Annotated in this window: 14 protein-coding genes; 6 read left to right on the forward strand and 8 right to left on the reverse strand. The window is 68.1% G+C overall.

Features of this window, described 5'->3' with window-relative positions:
• Positions 1-112: 112 nt before the first annotated feature.
• Together KIH31_RS06680 and KIH31_RS06685 are read left to right on the forward strand one after the other, a co-directional pair.
• Entirely contained in the window at positions 113-1,687 is a 1,575-nt protein-coding gene (locus KIH31_RS06680; RefSeq protein WP_214426328.1) for an HNH endonuclease signature motif containing protein, read from the forward strand.
• Positions 1,688-1,868: 181 nt separating this feature from the next.
• Positions 1,869-2,240 (forward strand): VOC family protein, encoded by a 372-nt coding sequence (locus KIH31_RS06685; protein WP_214426329.1) that lies wholly within the window; start codon positions 1,869-1,871, stop codon positions 2,238-2,240.
• Positions 2,241-2,280: 40 nt separating this feature from the next.
• On the opposite strand, the gene KIH31_RS06690 is transcribed toward KIH31_RS06685, so the two are convergent.
• The 4 genes from KIH31_RS06690 to KIH31_RS06705 all read right to left on the reverse strand — a co-directional run bounded on the left by KIH31_RS06690 (position 2,281) and on the right by KIH31_RS06705 (position 5,396).
• Positions 2,281-2,505 carry a CsbD family protein gene (locus KIH31_RS06690; RefSeq protein ID WP_214426330.1) on the reverse strand — a complete coding sequence of 75 codons (225 nt, stop codon included), beginning with the start codon at positions 2,503-2,505 and terminating at the stop codon, positions 2,281-2,283.
• Positions 2,506-2,610: 105 nt separating this feature from the next.
• Positions 2,611-2,949, reverse strand: coding sequence for a protealysin inhibitor emfourin (locus KIH31_RS06695; RefSeq protein ID WP_214426331.1), 339 nt, complete (start codon positions 2,947-2,949; stop codon positions 2,611-2,613).
• The gene (locus KIH31_RS06700) at positions 2,946-4,019 is read right to left on the reverse strand and encodes a M4 family metallopeptidase (RefSeq protein ID WP_214426332.1); all 1,074 of its coding nucleotides are present in this window, start codon (positions 4,017-4,019) and stop codon (positions 2,946-2,948) included. The genes KIH31_RS06695 and KIH31_RS06700 overlap by 4 nt, the downstream gene beginning before the upstream one ends.
• A gap of 129 nt (positions 4,020-4,148) precedes the next feature.
• Entirely contained in the window at positions 4,149-5,396 is a 1,248-nt protein-coding gene (locus KIH31_RS06705) for a mechanosensitive ion channel family protein (RefSeq protein WP_214426333.1), read from the reverse strand.
• Positions 5,397-5,531: 135 nt separating this feature from the next.
• Between KIH31_RS06705 and KIH31_RS06710 the strand changes: the two genes are divergently transcribed.
• Both KIH31_RS06710 and KIH31_RS06715 read left to right on the forward strand, forming a co-directional pair.
• The gene (locus KIH31_RS06710; RefSeq protein ID WP_214426334.1) at positions 5,532-5,840 is read left to right on the forward strand and encodes a hypothetical protein; all 309 of its coding nucleotides are present in this window, start codon (positions 5,532-5,534) and stop codon (positions 5,838-5,840) included.
• A 159-nt stretch (positions 5,841-5,999) separates the two neighbouring features.
• A complete protein-coding gene (locus KIH31_RS06715; RefSeq protein WP_214426335.1) occupies positions 6,000-6,818 on the forward strand; it encodes an ANTAR domain-containing protein in 819 nt (272 codons plus the stop codon).
• A gap of 12 nt (positions 6,819-6,830) precedes the next feature.
• On the opposite strand, the gene KIH31_RS06720 is transcribed toward KIH31_RS06715, so the two are convergent.
• Both KIH31_RS06720 and KIH31_RS06725 read right to left on the reverse strand, forming a co-directional pair.
• Positions 6,831-8,477 (reverse strand): ATP-dependent DNA helicase RecQ, encoded by a 1,647-nt coding sequence (locus KIH31_RS06720; protein ID WP_374224854.1) that lies wholly within the window; start codon positions 8,475-8,477, stop codon positions 6,831-6,833.
• An 18-nt stretch (positions 8,478-8,495) separates the two neighbouring features.
• Positions 8,496-8,699 carry a cold-shock protein gene (locus KIH31_RS06725; protein ID WP_214426336.1) on the reverse strand — a complete coding sequence of 68 codons (204 nt, stop codon included), beginning with the start codon at positions 8,697-8,699 and terminating at the stop codon, positions 8,496-8,498.
• Positions 8,700-8,852: 153 nt separating this feature from the next.
• Between KIH31_RS06725 and KIH31_RS06730 the strand changes: the two genes are divergently transcribed.
• Positions 8,853-10,214: an MFS transporter gene (locus KIH31_RS06730; protein ID WP_214426337.1), complete on the forward strand. Its 1,362-nt coding sequence runs from the start codon at positions 8,853-8,855 to the stop codon at positions 10,212-10,214.
• Positions 10,215-10,276: 62 nt separating this feature from the next.
• Positions 10,277-11,854 (forward strand): Na+/H+ antiporter, encoded by a 1,578-nt coding sequence (locus KIH31_RS06735; RefSeq protein WP_214426782.1) that lies wholly within the window; start codon positions 10,277-10,279, stop codon positions 11,852-11,854.
• A gap of 76 nt (positions 11,855-11,930) precedes the next feature.
• On the opposite strand, the gene mmsB is transcribed toward KIH31_RS06735, so the two are convergent.
• The gene (gene mmsB, locus KIH31_RS06740; protein ID WP_214426338.1) at positions 11,931-13,118 is read right to left on the reverse strand and encodes a multiple monosaccharide ABC transporter permease; all 1,188 of its coding nucleotides are present in this window, start codon (positions 13,116-13,118) and stop codon (positions 11,931-11,933) included.
• Positions 13,118-14,629 (reverse strand): multiple monosaccharide ABC transporter ATP-binding protein, encoded by a 1,512-nt coding sequence (mmsA, locus tag KIH31_RS06745; protein ID WP_250545684.1) that lies wholly within the window; start codon positions 14,627-14,629, stop codon positions 13,118-13,120. Before mmsA ends, mmsB begins: the two co-directional genes overlap by 1 nt.
• Positions 14,630-14,692 lie beyond the last annotated feature (63 nt).

The raw sequence follows: 14,692 nt of genomic DNA on the forward strand, positions 1-14,692 counted from the left end.
CCACCCTAAGCAAGCCGCGCAAGCGCCGGGTTCGGGGCGGACGTCGGTCTGCCCGGCGCCCGGGGCCGGACGGTGCGCCGGAATTGTCAGAGCCAGGTGGAAGAGTGAGGCCATGGAGGTCATTACCGTTCCGCCGCCTACCACCCCGGTTCCCGGTTCCGTTCCGGGGCCGGCCGGTGACGCGGGCCCGAGCGTGGGCGTGGCTGGCGGTCCGGGGGCAGGTGTGTGCGCGGAGGTGGCTGCGGCGGCGGCCTGGCTGCGGGCCGCTGCCGGGGACGCGTCCGCGGCCGCGGAGCTGCTGGGCGCCGGGGAGGCAGTGGTGCTCGCTGCGGCGGTGGAGGAACTCTCCCGCACGGTCGAGTACCTCCAGTTGGCCGCGGCCCGGGCCGTGGAACGCGCCCACCGCCAAGCCCGCACTGCAGGGGCGCTGGTGCAGCCCGCGGACCAGCCCCCGGAGACGGCCCCGGAGGCGGCCGTGTTCGAGGAGTACCGTTCAGCCGCGGAGTTCCTGCGCGCCCGGCTGCGGATTAGTATCGCCGAAGCGCGCCGCCGGCTGGCCCAGGCCGCGGTCCTGCTGCCCCGCACGGGCCTGACCGGGGAACCGGTCCCGCCGGTGCACGAACACCTCGGCGCGGAACTGGCCGCCGGCACCGTCTCCGGCAAGGCCGCCGGAACCATCACCCACGCCCTGGACCACGTCCGCGGGCTCTGCCCGCCCGAGACCGCCGCACGGATGGAACAGGACCTGACCGCCACCGCCGCCCTCAACGACCAGGACTTCCTGGTCCGCACCGCCCAACGCTGGGTCGCGGCGATCGACCAGGACGGCCCCGAACCCTCCGAGGAGGAGCTGCGGCACCGGCAGGGGTTGTTCCTGCGCCGCCGGCACCGCGGCCTGCACCACCTGGAGATCTTCGCCACCGACGAGCAGTACGAACAGATCACCACCGTCATCCACACCGCCACCAACCCCAGAACCACCACCGGCGAAGCGGCACAACGTGGCGTCGAAGGCGGCAGCGGCGGAAACGACGACCCTGCGGGTGCGGGTGTGCCGGGGGTGTTTGACCGCCGGTCCCGGGCCCAGCAGCTCCTCGACGGGCTGGTCGCCGGCTGCCAGGCGGCGCTGGCCGCCGGGGGTCTGCCCGCCACCGGGGGCCTGCGCCCGCAGGTCATGGTCACCATCGGCTACCAGGACCTGCTCAACGACCTCACCACCAATCACCAGGCACACGGGGACGGCAGAAACGACGGCGGGACAGGCGGGGGTGCGGGGAGGTGCGTGTTCACCGGCCCCGTCACCGCCCGCAGCGCCCGCCGGATCGCCTGTGACGCGGAGGTGCTGCCCGTCGTGCTCGGCGGCCAGGGCCAGGTCCTGGACGTCGGACGGTCCGCGCGGGCGTTCGCGCCGCACCAGCGCAAAGCCTTGGTTGCCAGGGACGGCGGGTGCACCGCCCCCGGCTGCACCGTCCCGGCCGCCTGGTGCGAAGCCCACCACGTCCAGTGGTGGTCCCGCGGCGGCCCCACCGGGATCAACAACGCGGCCCTGGCCTGCGCCTACCACCACCACTTGCTCCACAAGGAACGCTGGCGCATCAGCCTCCGCGACGGCATCCCCTGGTGGACACCGCCACCGGAACTCGACCCCACCCAAACCCCCGGACGCAACACCTACTTCCGGATCTGACTTCCGGATCTGACACCCGGGCATCGAACGCCCGCGGGCACAGCCGGGCCGTCTGCTGGACGGCGAAGATCAGAGGATTATCAGAGGTTTTCGAAACGGATATGCCATCTGTGGCAAGGCGGAACCGGCTTCACGCCCTCTGGCCCTTTCCGCCCGATCTGATCGCGGCTAGATTGAGCGCATGGAGTGGAAGCTCGAGCTTGTTCCTGTGCCCGTGACGGATGTGGACCGGGCAAAATCCTTCTATGTGAACCAAATAGGTTTCACCGACGATCACGACTACCAGGTCAATGAAGAACTCCGGTTCGTGCAGCTCACACCGCCGGGATCGGCCTGTTCCATCGTGATCGGCACCGGGATCACCGACATGAAGCCAGGAACGCAACGCGGCCTCCAAATGGTGGTGGAGGACGCGGCTGCGGCCCAACGTCATCTGCTCGACAACGGGGTGGAAGCAAGCGACATCGACGTTCAGCCGTGGGGAATGTTCGTCTACTTCAGTGACCCTGACGGCAACACCTGGTCACTGCAGCAGATCCCGCCCCGGACCTAGCCGAGACGGGATCTGCTGGCCGCGGAATCTGCTCCGGGGATCAGACCTGGCGGCCGCCGCCCTCGGTGTCATCCACCTGGTTCTCTGCGGCTGTGTCGTTCAAGTGCGCCTTGATGTCGGCGACCTTGTCCTCCGCGCTGCCTTTGAACTGATTGGCCTTGCCTTCGGCAATCTTGGACTTGTCATCCGTGAGCTTGCCGACAGCCTCTTCGGCCTTGCCCTTGAGCTTGTCTCCCATGGCTTCGAACTTGTCTCCGACGCTCATGCCGTCACCTTCTTCACACTCAGCCCGTTGTCCGGATCCTTGGTCGATCGGTTGGTCCGTGCCACGTTACTCCCTCACCGTCCGCGATGCACCGGCACTACAGCGTTAGCGTTCCACCGAGTCGGTCCGCTCCGGCCGCCCGTCCAGCCACTGGAGCAGGCGCGCCACATCGGGAGGGAGGGTCGGATCCGTGTAGGAGTGGCTGTGGCTGGCGCCGTCGTCGTCGTCGAGCTGAACCTCGTAACTGAGCGCATCCGGCCAGCGCCCGCCCGCAGCTGACCCGGCTGTCGGCTCCGCGCCCGCCGGCCCCGCGCCCCGCAGTTGCGCGCGTTCCACCATGACTGCGAAGTCCCGCGCCGGCTCCTCGGCCAGCACCGCCGCGTCGAGATCGGTGCGCCTGACCATCCCGGCCAGGCCGCCGCCGCGCCGGACAATGAGCTTCACAGCACCCCTACTTCCTTCCACGCGGCCTTGACCGCCTTGCGTGCTTTCGCGCTGATGTCCTGCGCGACGTCCACGGTCATCTGCGCTGCCTCGGCGAACTGGGTGTCCGGCTTCAGATGCTGCGTCAGCGCCTTGTACCAGATCTTGCCGGCCACATCCCAGGCATGGCCGCCCAGCGCCAACGCCGCCAGGTAGAAGGCGCGGTTCGGAATGCCCGAATTGATGTGGACGCCGCCGCTGTCGTTCTTCGGGTCGTTGTCGTCAGGAAGGTCCTTGTAGTCCTTCATATGTGCGGGCTGGCTGTCCCCGGGATAGGCGGTGCCTGGATTGCTCATGGAGCGCAGCGCGCCGCCGAGTTCGGGCACGAGGGTGCCTTCGCCGATGAGCCAGTCGGCCTCGTCGGCGGTCTGGTTGAGGCTGTACTGCTTCACCAGCGAGCCGAAGACGTCGGAGAAGGACTCGTTCAGCGCCCCTGGCTGCTTGCTGTAGACGAGCCCGGCCGTGTACTGAGTGACGCCGTGGGTGAGTTCATGGCCGATGACGTCGATCGCCTTCGTCAGCGCACCGGTGCGGAAGATCGTGCCGCTGCCGTCGCCGTAGACCATCTGCACGCCGTTCCAGAAGGCGTTGTCGTAGCCGACGCCGTAGTGCACCGAGGAGACCAGCTCCATGCCGGCGTCGTCGACGGAGTTGCGGCCGAGCACCGTCCGGTAGAAGTCGTAGGTGGTGCCGCTGCCGTCGAAGGCCTGGTTGGCGGCCTCGTCGGCCGCGGGCGGGTCATCCGTGCCGCGGACCTTGACTCCGGGCAGGAAATACCGCCCCTGGCGTTGGTTGTCGTAGGCAGTGAGTTTGCGCCCGGTGGCAAGTGCCAGGCCGCCCAGCTGTGCAGCCCCGAGGTTGAGCTCACGGCCGAGCCGTCCAATGAGGGCACGTTGGGCTCGGAAGGCCGACGACGGTCCGAGGGCGCGGATGGCGGCGGCGCGTTGCTCGGGGGTTCCTTCGGCGGCGAGCCGGGCAAGGATGTCCGGGGGAGCGATACTGCAGCAAGGTGCGGGCTTCACGTGCGACATTGGACGTGCCTCCAGACTGGCCCCGGCCTCCGGCTGGCCCCGGAGATCTCCCCGCGGGAACCTTGGCCATATTCTGCACCTGCCGCCGCCGCGGCGCACTACCCGCCGGTGCAGCAACGGCGGTCCGCGTCAGTCCCCGGAGCCGTCCTTCTCCCGGGCCAGGTTCCGGTCCCGCTCCTCGAAAACCGCTTCGCCTGGTCCGGTGAACGCCTTCGACCGCTCAACCGCCTCCACCGAGCCGGTGAACAGCTGCGATTCGTGCGGGTCCGCGGGGCGCCGGGCCACCCGCCGTGCCGCGGAGCCGGGAAGGGCCTGGTCCTCGCCGGCCGGAACAGACTGCGCGGGCGGAGGCACGCGCTCCCACCGCGTGTGCGGAAGGGCCTCGGGGTGCTCGGTCTGCAGGCAGGTGACGAGGGATTCCCGGATCAGGCAGCGCAGGTCGAACAGTGAGCCGCTGTCCGCCGCGCTGACCAAAATCCGGACCCGGACGTATCCGCCGGTTGCGTCCGTCACCTGCAAAATCCCCACCCGCTTGTCCCACAGTTCGGTGGAGTCCAGAACCGCCCGGAGTTCGTCCCGCATGTCTTCGATTGGGGCGCGCCAGTCCAGATCGAATTCGACGGTGCCCATCACAGCCGACTGGCGTCGCGTCCAGTTCTCGAACGGGGTGGTGGTGAAGAACGTCGACGGCAGGATGAGCCGGCGGTCGTCCCAGATGTGCACCACCACGTAGGTCAGGGTGATCTCTTCGATCCGGCCCCACTCCTTCTGCACGACGACGACGTCGTCCACGCGGATGGCGTCGGTGAAGGCGAGCTGGAGGCCGGCGAAGACGTTGACGAGCGAGGTCTGGGCTGCCAGACCGGCAACGATCGAGATGACGCCGGCCGAGGCGAGCAGCCCGGCGCCCAGCGCCCGCACTGCCGGGAAGGTCAAAAGGGCGCTACCAAGGGCCAGCACGACGATGAGTGCGACCCCGATCCGACGGGCCATGATCGTCTGTGTCCGCAGCCGCCGCGCCCTCCGGTTGTCCGCCATGTCCACGCTGTAGTGCGCGAGCATGAGCGCCTCGACGATGAGCAGGACGGCGACGGCGAGCCAGCCGATGGAGGCGATCAGCGCCAGCAGCAGGGCGTGGTCCGCGGTCTGCCTCCACGGCGAATCGTTGGTTGTGGCGATGAGGGCGATCCGCACGGCCACGAGGCACAGTGTCAGGCGCAGCGGCACCCGCGCGATCCGCGAAGTGTCGCGCAGCGCGGTCACGCGCCGGTTGAGCCGCAGCACCAGTTTCCGGATCAGCCAGGACAGGATAAGTCCGGCCGCGACGGCGACGAGAATTGCGAGCAACGGCACGGCGGAGCTGAACAGATCCTGCATAGCATTCTGTCTAGCAGGCGCGGAGGCCGGCCCGGAAATCGCGGAGGAAAAGCGCCGAAGGTACCTATCGCAGCCGGCGGCGGGCGGGCTAGGTTCCAGGCAGGGTGATAGGCCAGGAACGAGGAAAGGGAGTCGATGGGGTTCTATCTCGAATACACGGAGGCCACCGCCAAGGAGGACGGCTTCGCGCTGCCGCCCGGGGACGCCCACGCGGGCGACCCGTTGCCGGTCCGGGCGCCGTCGGGAACGGGCCAAGGGATGCCGGTGCGCGCCAGCGTCCCCGGCGCGAACCTGGAGGGAGCCAAGACCGAAGCCGAGCAGATCCTCAGCCGAAGCCGAACCGCGGAGGCGCGGCTGTTCGAGGACCCGGACGACTCGGCGTCCACCGGCAGCGGCATGCTCGTGGCGCGGTTCAACCGCGACACGGGATGGGCGCGACCCTGACCAGTTTGGCGGCGCATTCAGGCAAAATTCAGGAAAGCTCCGCGGGTCTATTAGGATATTTAGCAATCAGGGGCTTAAGACGCTAGGTCCTTCGCCGTGGCGTCGCCTTCCTGAGGTACTGGACTTGCCCTGGCGCAATGACTGGCCAGGACGGAGACAATGAGCGGTATCGACGGCGGTGCGCCGGTGGGCGGGGAACTGACCCGCGCCGGGTCCGAGGACATCCTCGAGGACGCATCTATTTCGGACGTGTTCCAAGCGATGGACACCCCGCAGGTGTTGCTGGACACGGACCTCGTGGTGTGCGAGGTGAACCATGCGTATCTGCGGATTTCCCACAAGTCCCGGGAGGCCCTGCTCGGAACGGAACTCCTTCGGCATTTCCCGGGCGCACCAAACGACGCCCAGGACGACGGCAACCGCAATGTCGCGGCGTCGTTCGTCCGCGTGCTGGAGACCGGCCGCAGCGATAGCATGTGGGTCCAGCGTTACGACATCCAGACCGGGCCGGGCTCGCCCGAATTCCAGGAACGGTACTGGAGCATTTCCAACGGTCCGGTCTTCAACCGCCGCGGCGAACTGGTCGGTATCCTGCACCACGTCGAGGACGTGACCGAACTCCGTTCGGACCTGGTGCGGGCGATCGACTACATCCGCAGCGGCGCCGTGGGCAACAACAGCCAGGAGGACGCGCGTCGGTTCGCGGAGGCCGCGGCCACTGCCACTGCCCATGCGTCGCTGCACCGGGCCACCCAGCGCGAGGCCGAGCAGTTGCGCGAGGCGCTGACATCGCGGGCAGTGATCGACCAGGCCAAGGGAATCCTGATGGCCGAGCACCGCTGCGACGCCGACGAAGCATTCACGCTGCTGAGCAACATGTCGATGAGCACCAACGTCAAGGTGCGGGACGTGGCCTCGGCGATCGTCTATAAGACCGTCCTTCCGAAGGACGCGCGCGGAGGCGCTGCGACCACGTAGTCCGAGTCGGCGTCAGCCGGTCCGGGTCAGCAGATGGCGCTCACGCACGGCGCGGCGGGAGAGCGTCTTGTAGCCTTCCAGGTCGAACAGGACCGTCAGGGCGTCCTCTTCGTGCCGCATGACGACGCCGGGTCCCCACTGCGGGTGCAGGACGCGGGTCTGCAGCGGAAACGGGTCCGAGGCATCGTCGTGGGCCGCCTCCCGGTAGGCCCGGCCGTCGCTGCAGGTGTCGCAGTTGCCACAAGGGGCGGGCAGTTCCTCGCCAAAGTAGCCCAGCAGGAACCGGCGTCGGCAGGCATCCGTCTCCGCGTACGCCCGCATCATGTCAACCCGGGAGCGGTCCACCCGCACTCTGGCCGCGGCGAGCTCGACGGCTCGGGCCGCAACCCGGTGCGGGTCGGCGTTCGCTGCCAGCCGTACCCGCCCGGCCCGGGCATCGAGGCAGCCGGTGTCCTGGAGCAGGTTCAGCAAGCCGGTGACCCTGCGCGGCGGCAGGCCGGTGGCGGCGGCCAACGCCGCGCCGTCGAGCGGTCCGGGCGCTGCATGCAGGGCCTCCAGCGCCTGGTTCAGGGAAGTCTCATCGGCAGGACGCGAAGCGAAGAAGTGCCGGAGGCCCAGGTCCTCCGAGCGGTAGTGCAGCACGGCGAGGGCAGCTCCGCCGTCGCGGCCGGCGCGGCCGATCTCCTGGTAGTAGCTGTCGAGGGACTCGGGAATGTCGGCGTGCACCACGAAGCGCACGTCATGTTTGTCGATCCCCATCCCGAAAGCCGTGGTGGCGACGACGACGTCCAGGTTGCCGGCGAGGAACCGCTCGTGCACGCGCTGGCGATCCGCCGCAGGCCGGCCCGCGTGGTAGGAGGCCGCCCGCACTCCCCGGGCCGAGAGGGCGGCCGCGTATTTGCCGGTGTCCCGCCGCGTGGCAGCGTAGACCAGCCCGGGGCCGGACAGCGAAGCGACCTGCTCGACCACGGCCCGGCGCTTGTCCTTGTCCCGGTGGTGGCGCGAAACCTCCAGCCGGATGTTCGGCCGGTCGAACCCGTGCACGAGCAGCAGCGGCTGGTCCATGCCCAGCCTTTCGATGATTTCCTCCCGGACGGGCGGCGCGGCGGTGGCCGTCAGCGCCGCCACCGGCGGGTTCCCGAGCCGCGCGCGGACGCTGCCGAGGCGCAGGTAGTCCGGCCGAAAGTCGTGGCCCCACGCGGAAACGCAGTGCGCTTCGTCGACCACGAACAGGGAGATCCGCGCAGCCGCGAGCCTGTTGACCGTCGCGTCCTTGGCCAACTGCTCGGGGGCGAGGAACAGGAACTTCGCGCGGCCCGTTTCCATCAGGCGCCACGCGTGCTGCTGCTCGGTGTCGGAATGGGCGGAGCTGACGGCCACGGCGGCGTCCGGGCCGAGCGCCGTCAGCAGCTCTTTCAGCTGGTCCTCCTGCAGCGCGATCAGCGGGGAGACGACGACGGCGGCGCGCGGCAGTTCCAGGGCGGCGAGCTGGTAAATCGCGGACTTCCCGTACCCGGTGGGCATCACGGCCAGCACATCGCGGCCGCGCAGCAGGGCGGCGATGCCCGCGAGCTGTCCCTCGCGGAGGTTCTTCCAGCCGAAAACGGCCGCAGCGCAGTGCCGCAGCCGTTCCTCGTCCTCCGGCAGGGGCTCTGTCAAGGATTACAGGGGCAAGGACTAGAGGGCGCGGATGTTCGTCGCCTGCGGACCCTTCGGCCCCTCGACAATGTCGAACTCGACCTTCTGGTTCTCCTCCAGGGTGCGGAAGCCCTTGGCCAGGATGGCGGACTGGTGGGCGAAGACATCCTTGGAGTGGTCATCGGGCGCGATGAAGCCGAATCCCTTTTCGGCGTTGAACCATTTGACGGTGCCAGTGGTCATTTCCTCAGCCTTTCGAGCTGCACGGTGGGTCGCTCCGGATTGCAGATCGACAGCTGGAATGTGTGCCGCGTTACAGCTGTTTCCCAGTCTACTGCCGGGGACAAGCGGTGGGGCGGGGCTTTTTGCCCTATCCAATGCGCAAGACTGGACCGTGTGACTAAGACATCCGGCACCGGGCTCGCGACCGCAGCGCTGAGCCTGGGCACCACCCTCAATCCGCTGAACTCCTCGATGATCGCCGTCGCCCTCGTAGTGCTGCGCGGCGATTTCGGGCTGGACGTCGCCACCGTCACCTGGGTAATCACCTCGTTCTACCTCACCTCCGCCGCCGCGCAGCCGCTGATGGGACGCCTGGCCGACAGGTTCGGCCCGCGGCGCCTGTTCACTCTGGGGATGGGCCTGGTGGCCGTCACCTGTGCGCTGGCGCCGCTCTCGCCGAACTTCGCGCTGCTGTGCGTGGCCCGCGTCTTCATGGGTATCGGCACGGCGACGGCGTACCCGAGCGCCGTCGTCATGGTCTCCGCACTGAGCCGGGCCGCAAAGGTGAGCTCCACGCGGCCGCTGAGCCGGATCCAAATGGCCAACACGGCCGGGGCCGCTGTCGGGCCCGTCGTCGGCGGCGTGCTGGTGAGCCTCGTCGGCTGGCAGGCCCTGTTCCTCATCAACGTGCCGCTGGCGTTGGCCGCGCTGGTCGCCGTGCGCCGGGTGGCACCGGCGGACGGGCCGCGCGAACAGGGGAGGGTGGGGACCCTGGTGCGGGACTCGGACGTGCCGGGCATCCTCGCCTTCGTCGGCTCGCTGGTGCTGCTGCTGATGGCCCTGCTGAATGTCGCGCCGGGCTACCGCTGGCTGCTGCTGGCCGGCTCGGTGGTGCTGGGCGTGCTGTTCGCAGTGCGGGAGCTGCGGTTCAGCCCGCCGTTCCTGGACCTGCGGCTGCTGGGCCGCAACCGGCCGCTGCTGCTGATCTACGTGTGCTTCGCCGTCTTCAACGGCGTGTACTACTTCGCGTTCTTCGGGCTGCCGCAGCTGCTGCAGCAGTCCGCCGGCTACAGCGCCGGCGTCGTGGGCGTGCTGATGCTGCCGCTCGCGGCCATCTCGGTGCTGGTCACGCCGTTCGCCGCGCGCGCGATCGACCGGTACAGCGTCCGCCGGGTGCTCATCATCGGCGTCATCGCGCTCACGGCCGCCTCGGGGGTGCTGTGGCTGCTCACCCAGTCCGCCGGCGTTGTGCTGGTGCTCGCCGTCACCGCCCTGATGGGCGTGCCCTACAGCATGGTCAGCATCGCCTCGAGCCAGGGCATGTACGCCTCGACCCGTCCGCAGGACAGGGGCGTGGCAGCCGGGATCTTCCAGACCTGCCGCTACCTGGGCGCGATCACTGCCACGGTGCTGATCGGCCTCTTCTACGGCACCGGGGTGACACCGGCGAACTGGGGCCGCATGGTGCTGGTGATGCTGCTGCTCGGTGCGGCGGCACTGGTGCTCACGCTTTTCTGGCGGCCGGCCAAGACCTGACCGGCCCGCCCGGCCCGGTCGCGGGGCCGGTAGCGTAGAGGGACACGAACATGGGGGAGTACATGGAATACCTGGCACTCATCGTCGGTCTGATGCTCGTCACGGTGCTGGCCGTGGGCCTCGGGGACCGGGTCCGGCTGCCCTACCCGGTGCTGATGGTCATCCTCGCGGCGGCGATTGCCTTCCTGCCGGGCTTCCCTGCGATCCACATCGAACCCGAACTGATCCTCCCGCTGTTCCTGCCCCCGCTGCTCTTCGCCACGGCCCAGAAGACATCCTGGTCCGTCTTCCGGGTGCGGTGGAGGACGATCGTGCTGCTGGCCATCGCCCTCGTCGTCGTGACCACCGTCGTCGTCGCCTCCGCGGCGTGGCTGCTGGTGCCCAGCATCGGGATCCCGGCGGCCGTCGCGCTCGGGGCCATGGTCGCTCCGCCGGACCCGGTGGCGGTGGAGTCCATTGCCGCCAAGGTGCACATGCCCCGTCGGCTCACCTCCGTGCTGCAAAGCGAGGGGCTGTTCAACGACGCGGCAGCAATCGTCATCTTCCAGGCCGCCGCCGCTGCCGCGCTCGCGGGCCGGAACATCGGCCCCGCCGTGGCCGGCCAGTTCGTGCTCGGCGCCGCTGCCGCCGTCCTGCTCGGACTGGCCATGGGCTGGCTGACGAAGAACTCTGCGCGCTTCATCACCTCGCCGATTGCGCGCAGCGCCACCACCCTGGTGGTGCCGTTCGCGGTGTACATTGCGGCCGAGGAACTGCACGCTTCCGGTGTGGTCGCCGTCGTGGTCACTGCCCTCGAGGTCCGGCGCAACGCCCGGCCGCAGGCCGCCGAGGAGCGGATCACCGGCCGCGCCTTCTGGGACGTGGTGGAGCTGCTGGTGACAGGAGTCGCCTTCGGGCTGGTGGGCCTGGAGATGCGCCAGGTCATCCACACGGAGGGGGCAACCATCGTCGGGCTTCTCGGACCCGCCGCCGTCGTGTGCGTGCTGGTCGTCCTGGTCCGCGCCCTCTGGCTGGCGCTGCTGATCCCGGTGAACCGGCGCCGTGCCGCGGGCACCCCGCCGTCGTCGGTGAAGGACGTGACCATTCTGACGTGGTGCGGCATGCGCGGGCTGGCGACGCTGGCCTTGGCGCTCGCACTGCCCGTGACGCTCGACGACGGAACTCCTTTCCCGGGCCGCAGCGAGATCATCCTGATGGCCTGCGCGGTGTTGCTGGTGACCCTGGTGCTGCCGGGCTTGACGCTGCCTTTCCTGATGCGCGCGCTCGGTGCAGCCGAGTCCCCGGAGGTGGAACGCGAGGCCGAGCTGGTGCTGGCCCGGCGGGCGCAGGGCGCGGCGATGGGAGCCCTGCGCGAGTCCCGGCTGCTGGAAGGGCTGAGCAAGGACACGGTGGACCGGGTCAAGCGCCGGTTGCTGCACCTGCACGACGACCTGGCCGAAGAGGAAAGCATGGACGAGGCGCTGCGCGAGCGTCTGCAGCAGCGCCGGGAGCATGTCATCGCCGTCCAGACGCTGGCGCTCGACGCCGCGCGCCAGGAAGTGGTGGCGGCGCGCACCGAGCCCGGCGTCGACCCGGAATCCGCCGACCGGGTGCTGCGCCGGCTGGACCTGCGGACCCTGCTCGTCCCGGAACTCGAGTAGCGCACAACAACGCAGAAGGGGCGGCTTCCGTACGGAAACTGCCCCTTCGGTTGTGCCGGGGGGTGCCTGCCGGGGGTTACTTGGTGGAGCTGGCCGCTCGGCGCTTGTTGAAGACGTCGAACGCCACGGCGGCAAGCAGCACCAGGCCCTTGATGAGCTGCTGGTACTCGGTGCCGACACCGAGGATGGACATGCCGTTGTTGAGGATGCCGATGATCAGACCACCGATGATCGCCCCCATCACAGTCCCGATGCCGCCGGTCACCGCCGCCCCGCCGATGAAGACCGCCGCGATCGCGTCGAGCTCGAATCCGTCGCCGGCCTTCGGGTTGGCCAGGTTGAGCTGTGCCGTGAAGACCAGGCCGGCCAGCGCCGCTAGGATGCCCATGTTCACGAACAGGGTGAATGTGACGCGCTTGACCTTGACGCCGGAGAGCTCGGCTGCGAACCGGTTGCCACCGATCGCGTAGATATGCCGACCCCAGACCGAGTTGGCCATCACCGCCGAGTAGACGACAGTGAGCAGGCCCAGCACGATGAGCACGATCGGGGTGCCACGGTACCCGGCCAGCAGGTACGTGATCAGCAGGATCAGCAGTGCGGTGAAGATCATCTTGGCCAGGAACCACGCGAACGGCTCGTCCTCGAGGTTGTGCTTGCGACGGGCCGCGCGCTGGCGCAGGTCCTGAGCCACGAGGGCGACCGTCGCGATGACGCCGATGATCACGGTCAGCGGCTCAAGGGCCGAGGTGCCGCCGCCCAGGTCCGGAAGGAAGCCGCTGCCGAGGGACCGGAACGAATCCGGGAACGGTGAGATCTGCTGATTCTGCAGGGCGATTTGGGTCAGGCCGCGGAACGTGAGCATGCCGGCCAGGGTCACGATGAAGGCGGGGATGCCGAAGTAGGCGATCCAGAAGCCCTGCCACATGCCCACCAGGGCCCCGATGGCCAGGCAGAAAATGATGGCCAGCCACCAAGGCAGTCCCCACTGGGTGATCATGACGCCGGACATGGCGCCGACGAAGGCCACCACGGAGCCGACCGAGAGGTCGATGTGGCCTGCGATGATTACCATGACCATGCCGATGGCCAGGATGAGGATGTAGCTGTTCTGGACGATCAGGTTCGAGACGTTTATCGGCGCGAGCGTGATGCCGTTCGTGGTGACCTGGAAGAACAGGATGATCACGATCAGGGCAATGAACAGGCCGACCTGGCGCAGCTGGCCGGCCAGGTAATGCAGTGCGGAGCGAAGCGCGAGCATCAGGCTTCCTTTTCTTGGGTCATGTATTGCATCAGGTACTCGGCAGTGGCCTTTTCCCGCGGAACGTTGGCGGTGATCCGGCCCTCGGAGAGGGTGTAGATCCGGTCGCAGATGCCCAGCAGTTCGGGCAGCTCGGAGGAGATGACGACAATGCCTTTACCCTCGTCGGCCAGCTGGTTGATGATCGTGTAGATCTCATACTTGGCGCCGACGTCGATTCCTCGGGTCGGTTCGTCCAGGATCAGCACGTCGGGGTTGGCGAACATCCACTTGGACAGGACGACCTTTTGCTGGTTGCCGCCGGAGAGCTTGCCGGTGACGGCGGCGACCGTGGCCGCCTTGATTTTCATGCTGCGGCGGTAGCCTTCGGCGACCAGGTTCTCCTTGTTGCTGTCCACCCATCCCCAGCGGGAGAGCTTGTCCAGCGCGGCGCCGGAGACGTTGCGCATGATGTTGTCCAACAGGTTCAGTCCGTAGTGCTTGCGGTCCTCGGTGGCGTAGGCGATGCCGTGCTTGATTGCCGCGGACACGGTGTTGGTCTTGATCTCCTGGCCGTTCTTGTAGACCCGGCCGCTGATCTTGGTGCCGTAGCTGTGGCCGAAGATGCTCATCGCCAGTTCGGTGCGGCCGGCGCCCATCAGGCCCGCGATGCCCACGATCTCGCCGGCGCGGACGTTGAAGCTGGCATTCTTGACGACCTGCCGGCTCTGGTCCACCGGGTGGTGCACGGTCCAGTCCTCCACCCGCAGCAGTTCCGCGCCGATGGTCGGCGTATGGTCGGGGTAGCGCTGGTCGAGGTCGCGGCCCACCATCCCCTTGATGATGCGCTCCTCGGAGATCTCGTCGGCGTGCATGTCCAGGGTCTCGATCGTCCGGCCGTCGCGGATGATGGTTACCTTGTCCGCGATCGCTTTGATCTCGTTGAGCTTGTGGCTGATGATGATTGAGGTGATGCCTTGGCCCTGCAGGTGTTTGATCAGGCCGAGCAGGTGAGCGGAGTCCTCGTCGTTCAGGGCCGCCGTCGGCTCATCGAGGATGAGCAGCTTGACCCGCTTGGAGAGCGCCTTGGCGATTTCGACCAGCTGCTGCTTGCCCACGCCCAGATCTGTGATTTTGGTGATCGGGTTGTCATTGAGCCCGACGCGGGCGAGCAGCTTCGAGGCCTCCAGGTTGGTGCGGTTCCAGTCCACGAAGCCGTTCCTGGCCTGTTCGTTGCCGAGGAAGATGTTCTCGGCGATGGAAAGGTAGGGGCTCAGGGCGAGCTCCTGGTGGATGATGACAATGCCTGCGGCCTCGGAGCCCTTGATGTCCTTGAATTCGCAGAGTTCGTTTTCGAAGTGGATTTCGCCCTCGTAGGTGCCTGCGGGGTACACCCCGGAGAGCACCTTCATGAGCGTTGATTTGCCAGCCCCGTTCTCGCCGCAGATCGCGTGCACATGGCCGCGCTGGACTTCGAGGGAAACATCCTGGAGGGCCTTGACCCCCGGGAACGTCTTGGTGATGCCGCGCATCTCGAGAATATTCGTCGTCACGTCAGGTCCTGGTTCTCGCGTTTTTCACGCAGTGGATCTCAG

It is taken from the genome of Paenarthrobacter sp. DKR-5, from assembly GCF_018531425.1.
Classification (GTDB): domain Bacteria; phylum Actinomycetota; class Actinomycetes; order Actinomycetales; family Micrococcaceae; genus DKR-5.